This is a genomic window from Azospirillum canadense (assembly GCF_025961225.1).
Lineage (GTDB): Bacteria > Pseudomonadota > Alphaproteobacteria > Azospirillales > Azospirillaceae > Azospirillum > Azospirillum canadense.
This window is the reverse complement of the sequence record NZ_JAOQNG010000001.1, coordinates 966,565-981,856: the sequence shown is the minus strand read 5'-3', so window position 1 is coordinate 981,856 and position 15,292 is coordinate 966,565. Positions and strand designations below refer to the sequence as shown.

The 15,292-nt window shown below is 69.2% G+C and carries 14 protein-coding genes and 2 tRNA genes; 9 read left to right on the top strand and 7 right to left on the bottom strand.

Features of this window, described 5'->3' with window-relative positions; genetic code table 11:
* The first annotated feature begins 73 nt into the window (after positions 1 to 73).
* The gene (locus tag M2351_RS04660) at positions 74 to 2,470 is read left to right on the top strand and encodes a tetratricopeptide repeat protein (protein WP_264654967.1); all 2,397 of its coding nucleotides are present in this window, start codon (positions 74 to 76) and stop codon (positions 2,468 to 2,470) included.
* Positions 2,471 to 2,503: 33 nt separating this feature from the next.
* Here M2351_RS04660 and dksA read toward each other — a convergent pair whose 3' ends face one another.
* Positions 2,504 to 2,923 (bottom strand): RNA polymerase-binding protein DksA, encoded by a 420-nt coding sequence (dksA, locus tag M2351_RS04655; RefSeq protein WP_209765904.1) that lies wholly within the window; start codon positions 2,921 to 2,923, stop codon positions 2,504 to 2,506.
* Positions 2,924 to 3,107: 184 nt separating this feature from the next.
* A complete protein-coding gene (locus tag M2351_RS04650; protein ID WP_264654966.1) occupies positions 3,108 to 3,524 on the bottom strand; it encodes a flagellar assembly protein FliX in 417 nt (138 codons plus the stop codon).
* A gap of 251 nt (positions 3,525 to 3,775) precedes the next feature.
* Between M2351_RS04650 and M2351_RS04645 the strand changes: the two genes are divergently transcribed.
* The 6 genes from M2351_RS04645 to sciP all read left to right on the top strand — a co-directional run bounded on the left by M2351_RS04645 (position 3,776) and on the right by sciP (position 9,546).
* Positions 3,776 to 4,921, top strand: coding sequence for a flagellar basal body P-ring protein FlgI (locus M2351_RS04645; RefSeq protein ID WP_264654965.1), 1,146 nt, complete (start codon positions 3,776 to 3,778; stop codon positions 4,919 to 4,921).
* Positions 4,921 to 5,307 (top strand): rod-binding protein, encoded by a 387-nt coding sequence (locus M2351_RS04640; protein ID WP_264654964.1) that lies wholly within the window; start codon positions 4,921 to 4,923, stop codon positions 5,305 to 5,307. The genes M2351_RS04645 and M2351_RS04640 overlap by 1 nt, the downstream gene beginning before the upstream one ends.
* A complete protein-coding gene (locus M2351_RS04635; RefSeq protein WP_264654963.1) occupies positions 5,300 to 5,815 on the top strand; it encodes a flagellar basal-body protein in 516 nt (171 codons plus the stop codon). The genes M2351_RS04640 and M2351_RS04635 overlap by 8 nt, the downstream gene beginning before the upstream one ends.
* A gap of 265 nt (positions 5,816 to 6,080) precedes the next feature.
* The gene (locus M2351_RS04630; protein WP_264654962.1) at positions 6,081 to 8,126 is read left to right on the top strand and encodes a flagellar hook-length control protein FliK; all 2,046 of its coding nucleotides are present in this window, start codon (positions 6,081 to 6,083) and stop codon (positions 8,124 to 8,126) included.
* Positions 8,127 to 8,166: 40 nt separating this feature from the next.
* Positions 8,167 to 8,925 carry a flagellar hook assembly protein FlgD gene (locus M2351_RS04625; RefSeq protein WP_264654961.1) on the top strand — a complete coding sequence of 253 codons (759 nt, stop codon included), beginning with the start codon at positions 8,167 to 8,169 and terminating at the stop codon, positions 8,923 to 8,925.
* A gap of 261 nt (positions 8,926 to 9,186) precedes the next feature.
* Positions 9,187 to 9,546, top strand: a complete 360-nt coding sequence (sciP, locus tag M2351_RS04620; RefSeq protein WP_442323819.1) for a CtrA inhibitor SciP — start codon at positions 9,187 to 9,189, stop codon at positions 9,544 to 9,546.
* Between the two features lie 75 nt (positions 9,547 to 9,621).
* Here sciP and M2351_RS04615 read toward each other — a convergent pair whose 3' ends face one another.
* Positions 9,622 to 10,212 (bottom strand): TetR/AcrR family transcriptional regulator, encoded by a 591-nt coding sequence (locus tag M2351_RS04615; RefSeq protein WP_264654960.1) that lies wholly within the window; start codon positions 10,210 to 10,212, stop codon positions 9,622 to 9,624.
* Positions 10,213 to 10,370: 158 nt separating this feature from the next.
* Between M2351_RS04615 and M2351_RS04610 the strand changes: the two genes are divergently transcribed.
* On the top strand, positions 10,371 to 10,832 hold the full coding sequence (locus tag M2351_RS04610) for a MaoC family dehydratase (protein WP_264654959.1): 462 nt from the start codon (positions 10,371 to 10,373) through the stop codon (positions 10,830 to 10,832).
* A 72-nt stretch (positions 10,833 to 10,904) separates the two neighbouring features.
* Here the strand turns inward: M2351_RS04610 and M2351_RS04605 are convergent.
* Both M2351_RS04605 and M2351_RS04600 read right to left on the bottom strand, forming a co-directional pair.
* Positions 10,905 to 10,980: transfer RNA gene (locus M2351_RS04605), tRNA-Lys, on the bottom strand.
* Positions 10,981 to 10,998: 18 nt separating this feature from the next.
* Positions 10,999 to 11,074 (bottom strand) — tRNA-Lys (locus tag M2351_RS04600).
* A gap of 261 nt (positions 11,075 to 11,335) precedes the next feature.
* Between M2351_RS04600 and M2351_RS04595 the strand changes: the two genes are divergently transcribed.
* A complete protein-coding gene (locus M2351_RS04595) occupies positions 11,336 to 12,874 on the top strand; it encodes a class I SAM-dependent methyltransferase (protein WP_264654958.1) in 1,539 nt (512 codons plus the stop codon).
* A 6-nt stretch (positions 12,875 to 12,880) separates the two neighbouring features.
* Here the strand turns inward: M2351_RS04595 and mrdA are convergent, their stop codons facing one another.
* Both mrdA and mreD read right to left on the bottom strand, forming a co-directional pair.
* Positions 12,881 to 14,761: a penicillin-binding protein 2 gene (mrdA, locus tag M2351_RS04590; RefSeq protein WP_264656837.1), complete on the bottom strand. Its 1,881-nt coding sequence runs from the start codon at positions 14,759 to 14,761 to the stop codon at positions 12,881 to 12,883.
* A gap of 16 nt (positions 14,762 to 14,777) precedes the next feature.
* On the bottom strand, positions 14,778 to 15,290 hold the full coding sequence (gene mreD, locus M2351_RS04585) for a rod shape-determining protein MreD (protein ID WP_209765915.1): 513 nt from the start codon (positions 15,288 to 15,290) through the stop codon (positions 14,778 to 14,780).
* Between the last annotated feature and the right edge of the window lie 2 nt (positions 15,291 to 15,292).

Below are 15,292 nucleotides of genomic sequence, written 5' to 3'. Positions count from 1 at the left end.
ACTCCCGATGCCGGCTGGCTTAAGGTGCTCGCCCCTGGGTGGTGCGGCCGGCGGATGGGGTTCGGAACAGGACATGCGGGCGACGGACAGGCAATCACGCGACCTTGCGCAGGCGATCGAGTTCCATCGGGCTGGCGACATCGCCGGCGCGGAGGCCATTTACGCGCGGCTGCTGAAGACGAACCCGCGCAACAGCGAGGCGCTGCACCTGCTGGGGGTCGCCTGTTACCAGCGCCGGGACTTCGAGCGCTCGGCCGTGCTGATCACCGACGCCATCGCCATCCGGAAGGACCCCGCCTATTTCTTCAATCTCGGCTACGCACTCCAGGGGGCAGGCCGCGCAGAGGAGGCGATGGCCGCCTACCGGGACGCGCTGGCCCTTCGCCCCGATTACCCCGAAGCCCAGAACAACCTCGGCAACGCCCTGAAGGCGCTGGATCGGCTGGAGGAGGCCGCTGTCGCCTACGGCCGCGCTCTGACCCTCCAGCCCGCCTTCACCAGCATCCTCTTCAACCGCGGCACCGCGCTCTTCCGGCTGGACCGGATCGCAGAGGCGGCGGACGCCTTCCGCGAAGCCACGCGCCATTTTCCCGACAACCCCGAGGCCCATCACGACCTCGCCGTCTCCCTGCGCAAGCTGAAGCGGCCGGCAGAGGCCGTCGTGGCCTTCCGCGCCGCGCTCGCGCTGCGACCCGACCATGCGGACGCCGCGCAGGGCCTCGGGAACGTGTTCCGCGACCTTAAGAGCCCCGACGAGGCGGTCGCCGCCTTTCGCCGGACGCTCGCCCTACGCCCCGACCACGCGGAAGGTCATTTCCTGCTCGGCACCGCGTTGCAGGACCGGCGCGATTTCGACGCGGCGCTGACCGCCCATCGAACCGCGCTCCGGCTGAAGCCCGACGCCTCGGAGACGGCCAACAACCTCGGCAACACGCTGCAGGCGCTGGGACGCAGCAGCGCGGCGCTGGACGCCCACCGCCGCGCCCTGCTGCTGAACCCCGACTTGCCGGAGGTTCTCAACAATGTCGCCAATTCGCTGCAATCCTTGGGGGACTCCCTCGGTGCCCTCCGGTTCTACCACCGGGCCTTGGCGGCCCGCCCCGACTACCTGGACGGGCATCTGAACCGCGCCTTTACCCTGCTGCTGGAAGGACGCTTCGCCGAGGGCTGGGAGGCCTACGAATGGCGCCGGCCGCGCACGGGCCTCGACGCGCGCGGCTTCGCGCAGCCGCTGTGGACCGGGGAGCGCGGCGAGGGCCGGACGCTGCTGCTGCACAGCGAGCAGGGGCTGGGCGACACGATCCAGTTCGCGCGCTACGTCCCGATGGCGGTGGAGCGTGGCTGGAACGTCGTCTTCGAGGTGCCGCCCCCGCTGAAGGGCCTGTTCAGCCCGATGCCTGGCGTGACGCTGGTAGCCGGGGGCGATCCCCTGCCCCCCTGCGACGCCCAGTGCCCACTGATGAGCCTGCCGCGCGCCTTCGCCACGACGCTGGAGACGATCCCCGCCCCGCTGCCCCTGATGGGCGCCGCGCCGGACCGCGTGGACCGCTGGCGCGCCCGCATACCGGATGGCCCGCTGCGCGTCGGCATCGTCTGGGCGGGCAACCCATCGCACAAGAACGACCACAACCGGTCCATCCCGCTCGACCGGTTGGCGCTCTGGCTGCGGATTCGCGGCGTCCGCTTCTACGCGCTCCAGAAGGATGTGCGCCCAACCGACACGGCGGTGCTTGAGGCGCTGGGCGACGTCGTCACGCCGCTCGGCCCCGACCTCCGCGACTGGACCGACACGGCGGCAGCGCTGGCCGCGCTGGATCTGCTGGTCAGCGTGGACACCTCGGTCGCCCATCTGGCCGGGATGCTCGGCCGGCCGGTCTGGATGCTGCTGCCTTTCGCCGCGGACTGGCGCTGGCTGCGCGACCGGGAGGACAGCCCCTGGTACCCGTCCATGCGGCTGTTCCGGCAGCCGGCCATCGGGGACTGGGACGCGGTGTTCGCCCGGATGGCCAAGAAGCTGGCCCGACTCGCGTCCGCAAAGCTGGGGGCCAAGGAGGGGAACAAGCCCCCCACGATCACGGTCGCGGTCGGCCCCGGGGAACTGCTGGACCGCATCACGACTCTGGAACTGCGCTTGGCCGACACCGACGATGCGGCGATCCGGCACAGCCTGGAGGCCGACCTCGCCGCGCTGGAGCGCAGCGCCGCCTGCCACCTGCCGGCGACCACCGACCTGCGCGCCCTGCGCGCCCAATTGGCCGGGCTCAACGCCGAGCTGGCCGCGATCGAGGAGGCCTTGCGGGAGTGCGAGGAGCGGCAGGACTTCGGGCCGCGATTCGTCGGGCTGGCGCGCGCCGGACTGCGCGCCGGCGAACGGCACGCCGACACCCTGCGCCGGATCGACGCGCTTGCCAGCGGAGGCACGGTTTTCGCCCACGAAGAAAGCCCCCCGCCGGTGCCGGCGGAGGGCTGATCGCTCTTCGGATCAACTGGCGGAAACCCGCCGTCAGTCGTCGCGCTGGGTGCGCTCCAGGCGCTCGTGGCGCTCCTGGGCTTCGAGGCTCAGCGTGGCGATGGGACGGGCGTCGAGGCGGCGGACCGCGATCGGCTCCCCCGTTTCCTCGCAGTAGCCGTATTCCCCGTTCTGGAGCCGCTCCAGCGCCGCGTCGATCTTGGAGATCAGCTTGCGCTCGCGGTCGCGGGTGCGGAGTTCCAACGCCCGGTCGGTTTCCGCCGACGCGCGGTCGGCGATGTCCGGCTCCTGAATGCCACCTTCCTGGAGGCTGTTCAGCGTCTCGTTGGATTCCTGCAGAAGCTCAGCGCGCCAGCGCAGCAGCTTCTGGCGGAAATACTCCCGCATGACGGGATTCATGAACTCTTCGTCTTCCGACGGAGTGTAGTCCTTGGGCAGAAGCGGCGACGTCATCCGAGAGCATCCAACGCAAAAGGGTGATCCGGGCGGCGCGGAGTATAGGTAGCCGGATCGGCAATCGCAACCCCGCGGTTCGCCCTGCGGAACGCGAACAAACTCTTTGAGATGCAAAGACTTGGCAGACGCGTCGGGCCCGGCCGAATGGCCGATGCGGAACGGCCGGGCGTAGGCTTCGCGGTCAGGGCGTGAATTTCGCCAACTCGACCTGCGCGCGCAGGTCGATTTGGTCCAGGATTTCGGCAAGCTTGGGGTCGTCGACCTGGGCGCGGCGCGACTGGACCACCTTGGCGAGATCCATCAGCTTCTGCGCCGACAGGGTGCCGGCCAGAAGGCCGTGCTGGATCTCCTCCAACTTGTCGAGCATGTCTTCCGCGCGCATCTTGCCGCGCGACTCGCGGGCCGCGGCGTCGTCGACCTCCTGCAGCGCCAGCACGCTGGCGATGCCGGCCAGCGGCGCCGACGCATGCACCCCCGCCGCAGCCCCCGTCTCGCCGACGAGCTGCTTTGAGAAGGATGCGCCGGACGAGCCCTCGGACTTTCCGGTGCGCCGGACCGAGGAGCTGCCGCGAAGTTTTCCGGGGCCTTCGACTTTCATGTTCCGTGCAACCGGTTTCGGTAATTCTGACACTCTAGATGGATTGACATTAACATCTGGTCAAGGCTTGCCGCAATCCGGCAAAAATTGCCTCGTTTGTGTGACACAAAGCGGTGATCCGCGGTGCGTTTTTCCGGACTTCTCCATGGCGCCCGGGGAAGAGGCACCGCCTCCCCTTGGTTGGTCTGCGCCCCACTGATCTGGCACGGCTTTTGTATGGACCCGGGCACCCGTTGTGGAGTGCCCCCGCCATGCCGACCCGAGCCGCTGCCCTGTTCCGCTCCGCCACCGAACTGCTGGCCGCCGCCCTGCTGATCGCCGCGCTCGTGGCGCTGCCGCATCATGCCGTCGCCTCGTCGGCGCGGATCAAGGACGTCGTGGACGTGGAGGGCGTGCGCGACAACATGCTGATTGGCTACGGCCTGGTGGTCGGCCTGAACGGCACGGGCGACAGCCTGAACAACTCCCCCTTCACCGAGCAGAGCCTGGTCGGCATGCTGGAACGGATGGGCGTCAACACCCGCGGCACCAACCTGCGCACCAAGAACGTGGCGGCGGTGATGGTGACCGCAACCCTGCCGCCCTATGCCGCCCAGGGCACGCGCATCGACGTGACGGTGTCGGCCATGGGCGACAGCAAGAGCCTGCTGGGCGGCACGCTGCTGGTCACCCCGCTTCTGGGCGCCGATGGCGAGGTCTACGCCGTGGGCCAGGGGCCGATCGCCGTGTCCGGCTTCTCCGCCCAGGGTCAGGGCGCCAGCGTGACGCGCGGCGTGCCGACCTCGGGTCGCATTTCGTCGGGCGCCATCGTGGAGCGCGAGATCCAGTTCTCGCTGGCCGAGCTGCCGGTGCTGCGCCTGTCCCTGCGCAACCCCGACTTCACCACGGCCCAGCGCGTGGCGACCGCCATCAACATGCAGCTGCGCGGCAACCGCGCCCAGGCCACCGACCCGTCGTCGGTGCTGCTGACCGTGCCGGAGGCCCGCCGTGGCGACATCGTCGGCCTGATCACCGAGATCGAGCAGCTGCGCATCACCCCGGACCAGGTCGCCCGCGTGGTGGTCGACGAGAAGTCCGGCGTCATCGTGATGGGCGAGAACGTCCGCATCTCCACCGTCGCCATCGCCCAGGGCAACCTGACGATCCGCGTGACCGAGACGCCGCAGGTCAGCCAGCCCGGCCCCTTCAGCCAGGGCCAGACCGCGGTGGTGCCGCGCACCGACATCCAGGTGGACGACCAGTCCAACAACCGCCTCGCCGTGATGAATTCCGGGGTCACGCTCCAGGAGTTGGTACAATCCTTGAATGCGCTGGGAGTGGGCCCGCGCGACATGATCGCCATCCTGCAATCGATCAAGGCCGCCGGCGCCCTGCAAGCGGAAATCGAGGTGATCTGATGGACACGGCCCTCCCCCTTCCCAGCCTTCCCACCCCCCGTATATCGGCGTTGGGCATGCCGGCGCTGGCCGAGCGCGCCGCGCAGGGTGCCCGGAGCGCCGTTCTGGACGACAGCAAGGCGGATCCCGCCAAGCGCGCCCAAACCCACGCCCAGATCCGCAAGGCCGCCGACGATTTCGAGAACGTCTTCGTCTCCCAGATGCTGGGCCACATGTTTGACGGCATCGAGGTCGACGAGACCTTCGGCGGCGGGCACGGCGAAGAGATGTTCCGCTCCATGCTCACCGAGCAATACGCCAAGCAGGTCAACCACCGCGGCGGTTTCGGCATCGCCGACCAGGTCTACCGCGAGCTTCTGCGCGCCCAGGAGGTCAACCATGGATAAGGTCGATGTCCGTTTCCCGCAGCCCGGCAAGAAGGCGCCGTCCGCCAACCTGCCGAACAACGCCGAGGAGCGCGCGGCTGCCCTGATCGAGCTGATGGGCCGCCTGAGCGCCAACCTGCGCCGCGAGGCGGAGGCGGTGGAGCGCCGCTGCAACACGGCGGAACTGGCCCGGCTCGCCAAGGAAAAGCAGCCGATGATGCTGGTCTACGAGGAGGTCTCGCGCCTGCTGCGGGTGGACCGCGAGGGCATGGCGAACCTGCCCGACGACACCAAGGCCAAGCTGCGCGGCGCGACGCGCGACCTGTACGACGCCTCCGCCGAGAATGCGGACGTTCTGCGCCGCAACAGCGGGGCGCAGAAGATCCTGGTGGACACGGTCGTCAACGCCATCAACCACGCCCGCCAGGTGACGACGGTCGCCTACGGCTCCCCGATCCCGCCGCGCAGCACCTACGTCGTCCCGACCCACGGGCCGGCCACCTCGGCCACGCTGAACACGCGGCTGTAGCCGGAAACACCGCCGGAGCAAGGCCCGCACCGAGACCAGGGGCCGCCTTTCCAGGGCGGCCCCTTTTTTATGTCCGCGTAAGGCGTCCGGGCGGCAGAAACGGCAGGGCCGACCCGGCGGAATTTGCCGACTCCCGGCGGGAACTGCCGGGCACCGCCGGCCGGCGGCGGATTTTCGCTGAAACACCGGGGACCGGCGCTCCTCCCAGTTGGCCCCAGAGTTGCTTAGTCCCGGGGAAGCGTTGCTCCCGCAAGGAACCTGGCCCATGGACATCCCCTCGAAGATCGCGTCCGCGTTCGACAGCCTTGCCCAAAGCCAGGCGGCCGGCCAAGCCAGCAGCCAGGGCGCCCACCAGGGCGGCAACGCCCGCACCGACGCATTCGCGTCGATGATGGACCGCATCCTCAGCGACGCCGCGGCCCGCAAGCGCGACCAGGAGCAGGCCGCCGCGGAAGCGGCCGACCGCAAGGCCGCCGACCGCAAGGCGGCGGACACACGAGCAGCAGACACACGGGCAGCAGACACACGGGCAGCCCGCCTGGAACCGGCCCGCCCCCGCCCGGCCGCCGCCACGCCGCAAGCCGTGCGCCGCGAGGAGCCGCCGCGCCCCGAGCCGAAAGCGGACCCCAAGGACGCTGCGGCGGACGCCGCCCCGCGCGACTCCGCACGGCCGGTCGCCGACAAGGCAGAGCCGCCGGCCCGCAAGGACCCGAAGGCGGGATCCAAGGACGCCGCTGCGGCCAACGACGCGAAGGCGGTCAAGGACGGAAAGGCCGCGAAGGTCGCCAAGGACAAGGATGCCCAGGACGCCGACGATGAGGACGCGGATGCGGCAGCCTCGCAGGACGCCACGGGCGCCGTCGCTCCGCAGACCAATGCCGCGTCCGAAGACGACGGCGGAACGGACGCGGACCAGGACGATGACAGTGACGATGCGGTCGTGGTGGAGGTCAACCTCACGATCACCGAAACCACGGTCACCGTCGTTTCCGCGGACCAATCCTGCACGGCGACCGACACGAACGCCGCGCTGGCCCTGGGGCTCGCGATGGCTCCGGGCGCGGCGGTGGATGATACGGGCACCGCCGACGCGAGCGATGCCGCGACGGCGCAGAAGGACGCGGTCGCGCCCGTCGGGGAAGCCGGCGCGGCCGCCCCGCTCACCCCGGCGCAATTGGCCGCGGCGCAGCAGGCCGCCCTGGCGGGGACGCCGTCCACGCAGAACCAAGCCGGAGCCGGCGCAGCCGCGGCGCAGGCCACCGACGGGACCACCGGGGTTGCCGGCACCAAGGCCGGCAAGCATCCGCACCAGGGCGACGGCCTGAAGCCGGAGGATCTCAAGGCTGCGCTCGCCAAGGCCGCCGAAGCCGCGGGCGCCGACGCCAAGACCCCCGCCACGGCAAATGGCGCAACGGCCGATGCCAAGGCCACGACGGCGGATGGGGCGGCGACCGGGACGACGGATGGCGATGGGGCGTCGAGCGCCCTGCCGTCCGACGACACGCCCCTTCCCCAATCGCTGGCGGAACTGGCCGCCGCGGCGAAAGCGAAGGCCGCGGCGAAGCCCGGCAGCAAGGGCGAGTCCGACGCCGGGGCCAAGGGCGACGGCCAGACCCCGAACAACGCGGCGATGCAGGCCCAGCCCACACCGCCGCCGAGCCCCGACTCGACGAAGGGGACGGCCCAGTCCGCCTTCCTCGCCGCTGCGGCCGAAGCCGCGAAAGCCGATGGCGCGGTCGCGCCGGACGCCGCGAAGCCGGCCGATGCCGCCGCCACCCCGACGCACCCGGTCATCGCCGCCATGGAAGCGCCGCGCGCCGCGGCGGGCGTGGACGCGCCGGCCGCCCTGGCGCACCTGCGCCCCTCGCGCGGGTCGGCCGGCCTGCCCATGGGCGTGCAGGAGCAGGTGGCCGTCCACATGCGCAAGAACGTCGCGGACGGCAACGACAGCTTCACCATCAACCTGCGCCCGACCGAGCTTGGCCGCATCGACATCCGGCTGGAGATCGCGTCGGATGGCCGGGTCAGCGCCCAGGTCGCCGTGGAAAAGGCGCAGACCCTGGAGCTTCTTCAGCGCGACAGCCGCAACCTGGAACGGGCCTTGCAAGACGCTGGACTGAAGGCGGACAGCAACAGCCTCAACTTCAGCCTGCGCGGCGAGGGCGGAAGCCCGTTCCAGGACGAGGGACGCCAGGGCGGCGGCTATGGCCGACGCGGCCGCGGCGGCTCTGGCGGCGGCGATGAAGTCGAAGATGTGAAGGCCGCCTACACCGTCACGCTGGCCCCCGGCCGCGTCGACATCCACGCCTGATTTAAACCATCTGTTCCAGCCAAGCCAAAGGACACCCGCCATGGCCACCACCAACACCGACTACGGCAGCAGCTGGAACACCAACAGCACCACCAAGACCAACAGCACGACGAACAAGACGACCGACAAGACGACCAACTCGTCCAGCACGTCGAAGACGACGGACGAGCAGGCGCTGGACAAGGCGGCGACCGGCCTCGGCGACAACTTTCAGAGCTTCCTGAAGCTGCTGACCACGCAGATGCAGAACCAGGACCCGCTGAAGCCGATGGACACCAACGACATGACGCGGCAGCTGGTCGACTTCGCCAACGTGGAGCAGAACATCGGCACCAACAGCCGGCTGGACAAGCTGCTGAAGCTGCAGGGCGCCTCCACCGCGTCGACCAACCTCGCCTATCTCGGCCGCACGATCAGCTTCAAGGGCGACAATTTCGACTACACGCAGGGCATGACCCAGGCGCCGCTCGCCTACGAGCTGGAGAAGGAAGCCAAGTCGGTGCGCGTGGACATCCTGGACAGCAAGGGCCAGACCGTGCGGTCCATGACCGGCGAAACCAAGGCCGGCGAGAAGCACGTCGTCAACTGGGACTTCAAGGACAACAGCGGCAACGCGGTGCAGCCCGGCACCTACCGCCTGAACATCGCCCCGGTGTCCGACAAGAAGGACGACATCATCAAGGCGACCACCTACACCTTCGGCACCGTCAACGGTGTCGGCGCCAACAAGGACGGCGAGACGGTGGTCAGCGTCGGCAGCCAGGACATCCCGCTGTCCGATGTGACGAAAGTCTATTGAAAATTCAGAATTCGCCGAAATTCCTGCCCGGCAGCTTTTTCCCCGGGCCGGCTTTGCCGGGCTCTCCGCCGCAACCACAGCACCGCCCAACACCCGCCACGCCTTGACAAATCGGCGTGGCGCAGGGGCTGGAACCGCCTGAAAGCGGGCAAAAGCACCACCACCTTCAATGCTTTACGCGCGCAACATTAACCCTATCGTTTAGGTTTTTGTTAAGCGGAGAAGAGGTAGGTTACCACGAAATCGTGGAATACACTGCTGATGGTGGAGCGTCCGCGCATGTCATCTCGCGAGCTTGAATTAAGCGACGATGGCTCCAGTGGAGCGTCGATCATCGGTCCAGCAGGACGGCCGATGACGGAAAACGACCTGCCCCCGCCCGACACCAAGCGTTGGGTGATGCGGCGCAAGGCGGAGGTTGTGGCGGGTGTGCGCTCGGGGCTGATCAGCCTTGAGGAGGCGTGCCGTCGCTACACCCTGTCGGTCGAGGAGTTCCTGTCCTGGCAGCGGCTGATCGACAGCCACGGCATGCGCGGCCTGCGGGCCACGCGGCTTCAGGACTACCGCGGCAACCAGCCGGTGCCCGTGCGTTCGCGCATGGCCAGCACGGCCGCGGAATAGCCGTCCCGGTCCATCCTTCCCGTCGAATTCGTCCGCCGCAGGTCCATCCTGCGGCGTCGATTTTTTTTGGCGGTCTTATCCTTGTCGGGGCCGACCGCAGGCCGCGTCGATCAGCACCGCCGCCGCGGAAGCCGCCGCCTCCCCCGTTCCGTCCGACCCCAGGGTCTGCCCCCCCGCATAGGCGCCTTCCATCAGCAGCTGAAGCTGGGCCGCCAGTTGATCAGGATCGGCGGCGCCGGCGGCCTCCGCAAGGGCGCGCAGCCGGTCCCGCGCGCGGCGCTTGTGGGCGATGACCAGGGCGCGGCCGGGATGGTCCGGGTCGCGGAACTCGACCGCGGTGTTGATGAAGGGGCAGCCGCGGAATTTCGGATGCCCGATCCAGTGGCCGAGCGACGTGAACAGGCCCACCAGCTGCCCCTGCGGGTCGTCGGGATGACGCGCGGCCATGCGGTCCCACCACGCCCAAAAATAGCCGCCGATGTCCTCCAGATACGCGCAGACCAGTTCGTCCTTCGAGGCGAAGTTCCGGTAGAGGCTCATCTTCGCGACGCCGGAGCGCGCGATGATGGTGTCGATCCCGACCGCGCGGATGCCCTCCCGGTAGAACAGGTCCGCCGCCGTCTCCAGGATTCGCTCCCGCGCGGTCTTGCGCCCCACCTCCGCCATGCCGTTTCCTTTCCCGACGATCACGGCCACCGCTGCTGGCCGCCGCTCTTGGCCGCCACTCCTGGCCGGTTGACAATGATACAGGTCTGTCTCACCATCGCCAAGAATGAGACAGACCTGTCTCATCCCTGATGCCAAAATAGGGAGACGCCCGCCCCATGCGCTATCTTGATGACCTGACGCCCGGCGACCGCTTCGCCGGCGGCCCCGTGACGGTGACGGCGGAGGACATCGTCGCCTACGCCTGGCAGTTCGACCCGCAGCCTTTCCACCTCGACGCCGAGGCGGCGAAGGACACCGTATTCGCTGGGCTGGCGGCCAGCGGCTGGCACACCGCCGGGCTGACCATGCGCATGATCGTGAACGGCGAAGGCCGGCTGGCCGGCGGGTTCGTCGGCATGGGGGTGGAGGAGCTTCGCTGGCCGAAGGCCACGCGCCCTGGCGACACGTTGCGCATCGAAAGCGAGGTGCTGGAGGTTCGGGTTTCCGAAAAGCGGCCGGACCGCGGCATCGCCCGCGTCCGCACCACGACCTTCAACCAGGACAACGAGACGGTGCAGGTGATGACGGCGAACCTGCTGGTACCGCGCCGCGTCGACGCCACCGCCCCGGCCGAATAGGCGGGCCGCCGAACGCACAAAAGGCCGCTCAACGGCGGCCTTGTTCGTGCACGGAGTGTTTTGGAGCGGGAATGGTGGGCGCACAAGGACTCGAACCTTGGACCCGCTGATTAAGAGTCAGCTGCTCTACCAACTGAGCTATGCGCCCATTCCCTGAAGCATGTGATGGTGGGCGCACAAGGACTCGAACCTTGGACCCGCTGATTAAGAGTCAGCTGCTCTACCAACTGAGCTATGCGCCCATCACATGATCGACACCGGCGGAGGAGGCGTCGTCTCCACCAAGCGGTATCGACTAGCTTCCCGTCCGGCCAAGCCGTCGTCCCGGCCGGTGTGGCGCGGTTTATAGCGAAGGCCCCCGGCCTTGTCGATACCAAAATGGATAGGCCCGCATTTTTTTGACGGGTCCGTTCCGGCCCCGGATCAACGCGGAATCCGCCTTGTTTTGACAGGCTCAGCGGCCGGCGATATCACCCATGGGAGGGCGATGGAGGGAGCTGGGCATGACGGGCTGGACCGAGGGGTACGTGGGCGGGATCGACTACATCCGCGCCTTCTATCGGGAGCTGTCGCCGTCGCTGCTGTCCTTCGCACTGCTGCTGCGCGGCTGGCGCCCGCCGGCGGACCTCGGCGGCGCCTTCGCCTACGCGGAGCTTGGCTGCGGCCACGGGGTCAGCAGCGCCGTGCTGGCCGCCGCCCACCCCGCCGCGCGGTTCGAGGCGGTGGACTTCAACCCCGCCCACATCGCCGGCGCCCAACGCCTCGCCGCCGAGGCCGGGCTCGGCAACGCCGCCTTCCTGGAAGAGAACTTCGCGGACCACGCAGCCTCCGGAGTCAAGGACCTGGACATGGTCGCCCTGCACGGCGTCTGGTCCTGGGTCAGCGCGGAGAACCGGGCGATTCTGGTCGACCTGCTGCGCCGCCGGCTGAAGCCCGGCGGGCTGGTCTTCGTCAGCTACAACGCCCTGCCCGGCACGCTGGCCTACATGCCGCTGCGCCGCATCCTGGTGGAGCACACGGCCAATCAGCTTGGGGGCCGGTCAGGCGACTTGGCGGAAAAGATTGAGCAGGCCGTTGGCTTCGCCGGGCGGCTCGCCGCGCTGAACGCCGGCTGGTTCCGGCAAACGGACGAGGTGCCAGCACGGCTGGAGTCGCTGGCCCGCAAGTCGCCCAACTACATCGCGCACGAGTACCTGAACAGCGACTGGACCGCCTTCTACCACGCCGACGTGGCGCGGGAGTTGGCCGGGGCAAAGCTGGACTTCGCCGGCCCGTCCGTGCCCATGGAGCAGATCGACGAACTGGCGCTGGACCCGGCCGCCATCGCCCTAATCCAGGAGGCGCGCGACCCCGCCTACCGCGAGACCCTGCGCGACGTGCTGACCAACCGCGCCTTCCGCCGCGACCTGTTCGTGAAGGGGGCGGAGCGGCTGACTCCGGCCGAACGGACGGAGCGGCTGCGCGCCACGCGCTTTACCCTGCTGGTACCGGCTGAGGACGTGCCGGAGGTGGCGATCACCCCCGTGGGCCGCCTCCCCTTCCCGCCCGACCTCTACGGCCCGCTCGCCGAATCCTTGGCCGACGGCGTGCCGTCGCTGGAGGAGCTGACGGCGCTTCCCGCCCTCGCCCGCCATGGCGAGGAGGCGGTGCTGCGCGCGCTGATGATGCTGACCAGCCTCGCGCTGGCCTCCCCCGCCCTGCCGGAGGACGGACTGGCGGCGCGCAAGGCCCACGCCGACCGCTTCAACGACGCTGTGCTGGAGCGCAACCGCACCGACGACACGCTGGGCACCCTCGCCTCCCCCGTCATCGGGTCAGGCGTCGCCGTGTCGCGCGTCGAGGCGCTGTTCCTGGTGGCGCAGCGCCGCGGCCTTGACCCGGCCGCCTTCGCCTGGGAACGCCTGTCCACCGACGGGTTGGCCCTGTCACGCGATGGCGTGCGGCTGGCCTCCGCCGAGGAGAATGTCGCGGAATTGCGCGGACGCTTCGGCAGCTTCAGCCGGCGGCGCGTCCCGGTGCTGAAGCGCCTGGGAATTTTGTAAGCGCGATCACCCGCGCGTGCGGTCGAGCGGCGGGACCGGGGGTGGCACGCCTTCGGCGACGGCAGCGCGGCCGGGGTCGCGCTTCTGGGTTTCCAGCAGGATGTCGCGCGCGATGGGCGCGGCCGCGGTCGAACCGCCGCCGCCATGCTCCACAAAGACCGAACAGGCGTAGCGCGGCGCGCTGACCGGCGCGAAGGCGATGAACAGCGCGTGGTCGCGGTCGCGCCAGGGCATGTCCTCCTGCTTCTTCAGGCCGGCGTTGCGCTGCGCCATGGTGATGCGGCGGACCTGCGCCGACCCGGTCTTGCCGGCCAGCTCGAACCCCGGTTCGGTGATGCGCGACTTGTAGGCCGTGCCGTTGGGCGCGTTGCTGACCTCGAACATGCCGCGCATGACGAGGTCGAGGTTCTCCTTCTTCAGCCCCAGCGCCGGCCAGGAGGAGGCCTCGGTCATCAGGTTCTTGATCTGCTTGGTCAGGTGCGGCTTCACGCCGAAGCCGCCGTTGGCCAGCCGCGCGGTCATCAGGGCGAGTTGGAGCGGCGTGGACAGCACATAGCCCTGGCCGATGGCCGCGATCAGCGACTCGCCGGGCGACCAGGACTTGCCGAGCGCGCCCTTCTTCCACTCGATCGAGGGGATCAGGCCGCCGCGCTCGTGCGGCAGGTCGAGCCCCGTGGGGGCGCCCATGCCGAAGCGGTTCGCCATCTCCGCGATGCGGTCGATGCCGATGCGCCGGGCCACGTCGTAGAAGAACACGTCGCAGGAATGGCGCAGCGCGCCGACCACGTCCACCGTGCCGTGCCCGCCCTTTTTCCAGCAGTGGAAGCGGTGGTCGCCCAGATCCATGTGGCCCGGGCAGAAGACGGAATGGGTGCGGCTGATGATGCCCGATTCCAGCGCGGCCAGCGCCACCACCGGCTTGAAGGTGGAGCCCGGCGGATACTGGCCGGCCACCGCCTTGTTGTTCAGCGGGGTCGCCGGGTTGGACAGCAGCTCTTCCCACAGCTCCGCGTTGATGCCCATGGTGAACTGGTTTGGGTCGTAGCTGGGGTGGGAGCACAGCGCGTAGATGCCGCCGGTGTGCACGTCCATCACCACAGCCGCCGCGCTGACCTCCTGCGACAGGCGCTGCTGCACGAATTTCTGCAGGCCGATGTCGATGGTCAGCTGCACCTCGCGGCCCGGCTGGCCCTCGTCGCGCGACAGCTCGCGGATGACGCGGCCGACGGCGTTCACCTCCAGCTGGCTGGTGCCGGCGGTGCCGCGCAGCGCCTTCTCGTGGAACTTCTCCATGCCCGCCTTGCCGATGCGGAAGCCCGGCAGCGACAGCACGGGGTCGCCGTTCAACTCCGCCTCCGACACCGCGCCGACGTAGCCCAGGATGTGCGCGGTGGCGTCGGCGTAGGGGTAATGGCGGATCTCGCCCACCTCGATCGCCACGCCGGGGATGTCCAGCGTGTTCATCTCGATGGTGGCGACCTGCTCCCAGGTCAGGTTCTCGCGCACGGTGACGGGCACGAAGCGGCGCTTGCGGTGCATCTCACGCATCACGCGGCGGCGGTCGCCGTCGGTCAGCGGGACGATCTTGGAGATCTTGTCCAGCGTGTCCTGGATGTTGCGCGTACGCTCCGACACCACGACGACGCGGTAATTCTGCTGGTTCATCGCCAGCGACGTGCCGAAGCGGTCGACGATGGTGCCGCGGGACGGCGCCACCAGCCGCAGGCTGATGCGGTTCTCCTCCGCCAGCATGGTGTAACGCGCCGACTCCACGACCTGCAGGTAATAGAGGCGGCCGACCAGCGTCGCCAGCCCGGCGAGCTTGATGCCCCCCAGCACCGCGGCGCGGCGCGTCAGGAGGCGATAGCGGTCGGTGTCGCGGTCCATGGAACTCAACAGCCCATCATCCCTGCAGGAAGGCGCGGTGGACGCGGATCAGGATCCAGGCCACGGCCGGGAACATCGCCACCGTCAACAGAGCCTGGAACAGCGCCGGGTTGAACGGCAGTACCGTCGCGTTCAGCGCCGAGAAGGCCAGCCATTGCACGCAGGCCACGCCCAGCATCACCAGGACGAAGCCGACCCACATCATGCCGAAGCTGCTGGCCATCAGCACCCGGCGCTGGTTCATCACCGTCCAGTGGATCAGCACCAGCACCAGCGCGTTCACGCCCAGCGGACCACCCGTGAGCAGGTCCTGGAGCAGCCCGATCAGGAAGGCGGTTCCCGGCCGCATCAGGTCAGGCCGGTGGATCGCCCAGTAATAGATCGCGATCGCGGTTAGGAACGGAGCCACCGGCCCATAGGCGGGTGCCGGGACCGGGACCAGGCCGATCAGCGCCAGCATCACCGTCACGGCGAAGGGCGCCAGGTTGCGGCCCGTCTTGTCCAGCCGCTGCCAAAGCGTCAACGTCATGG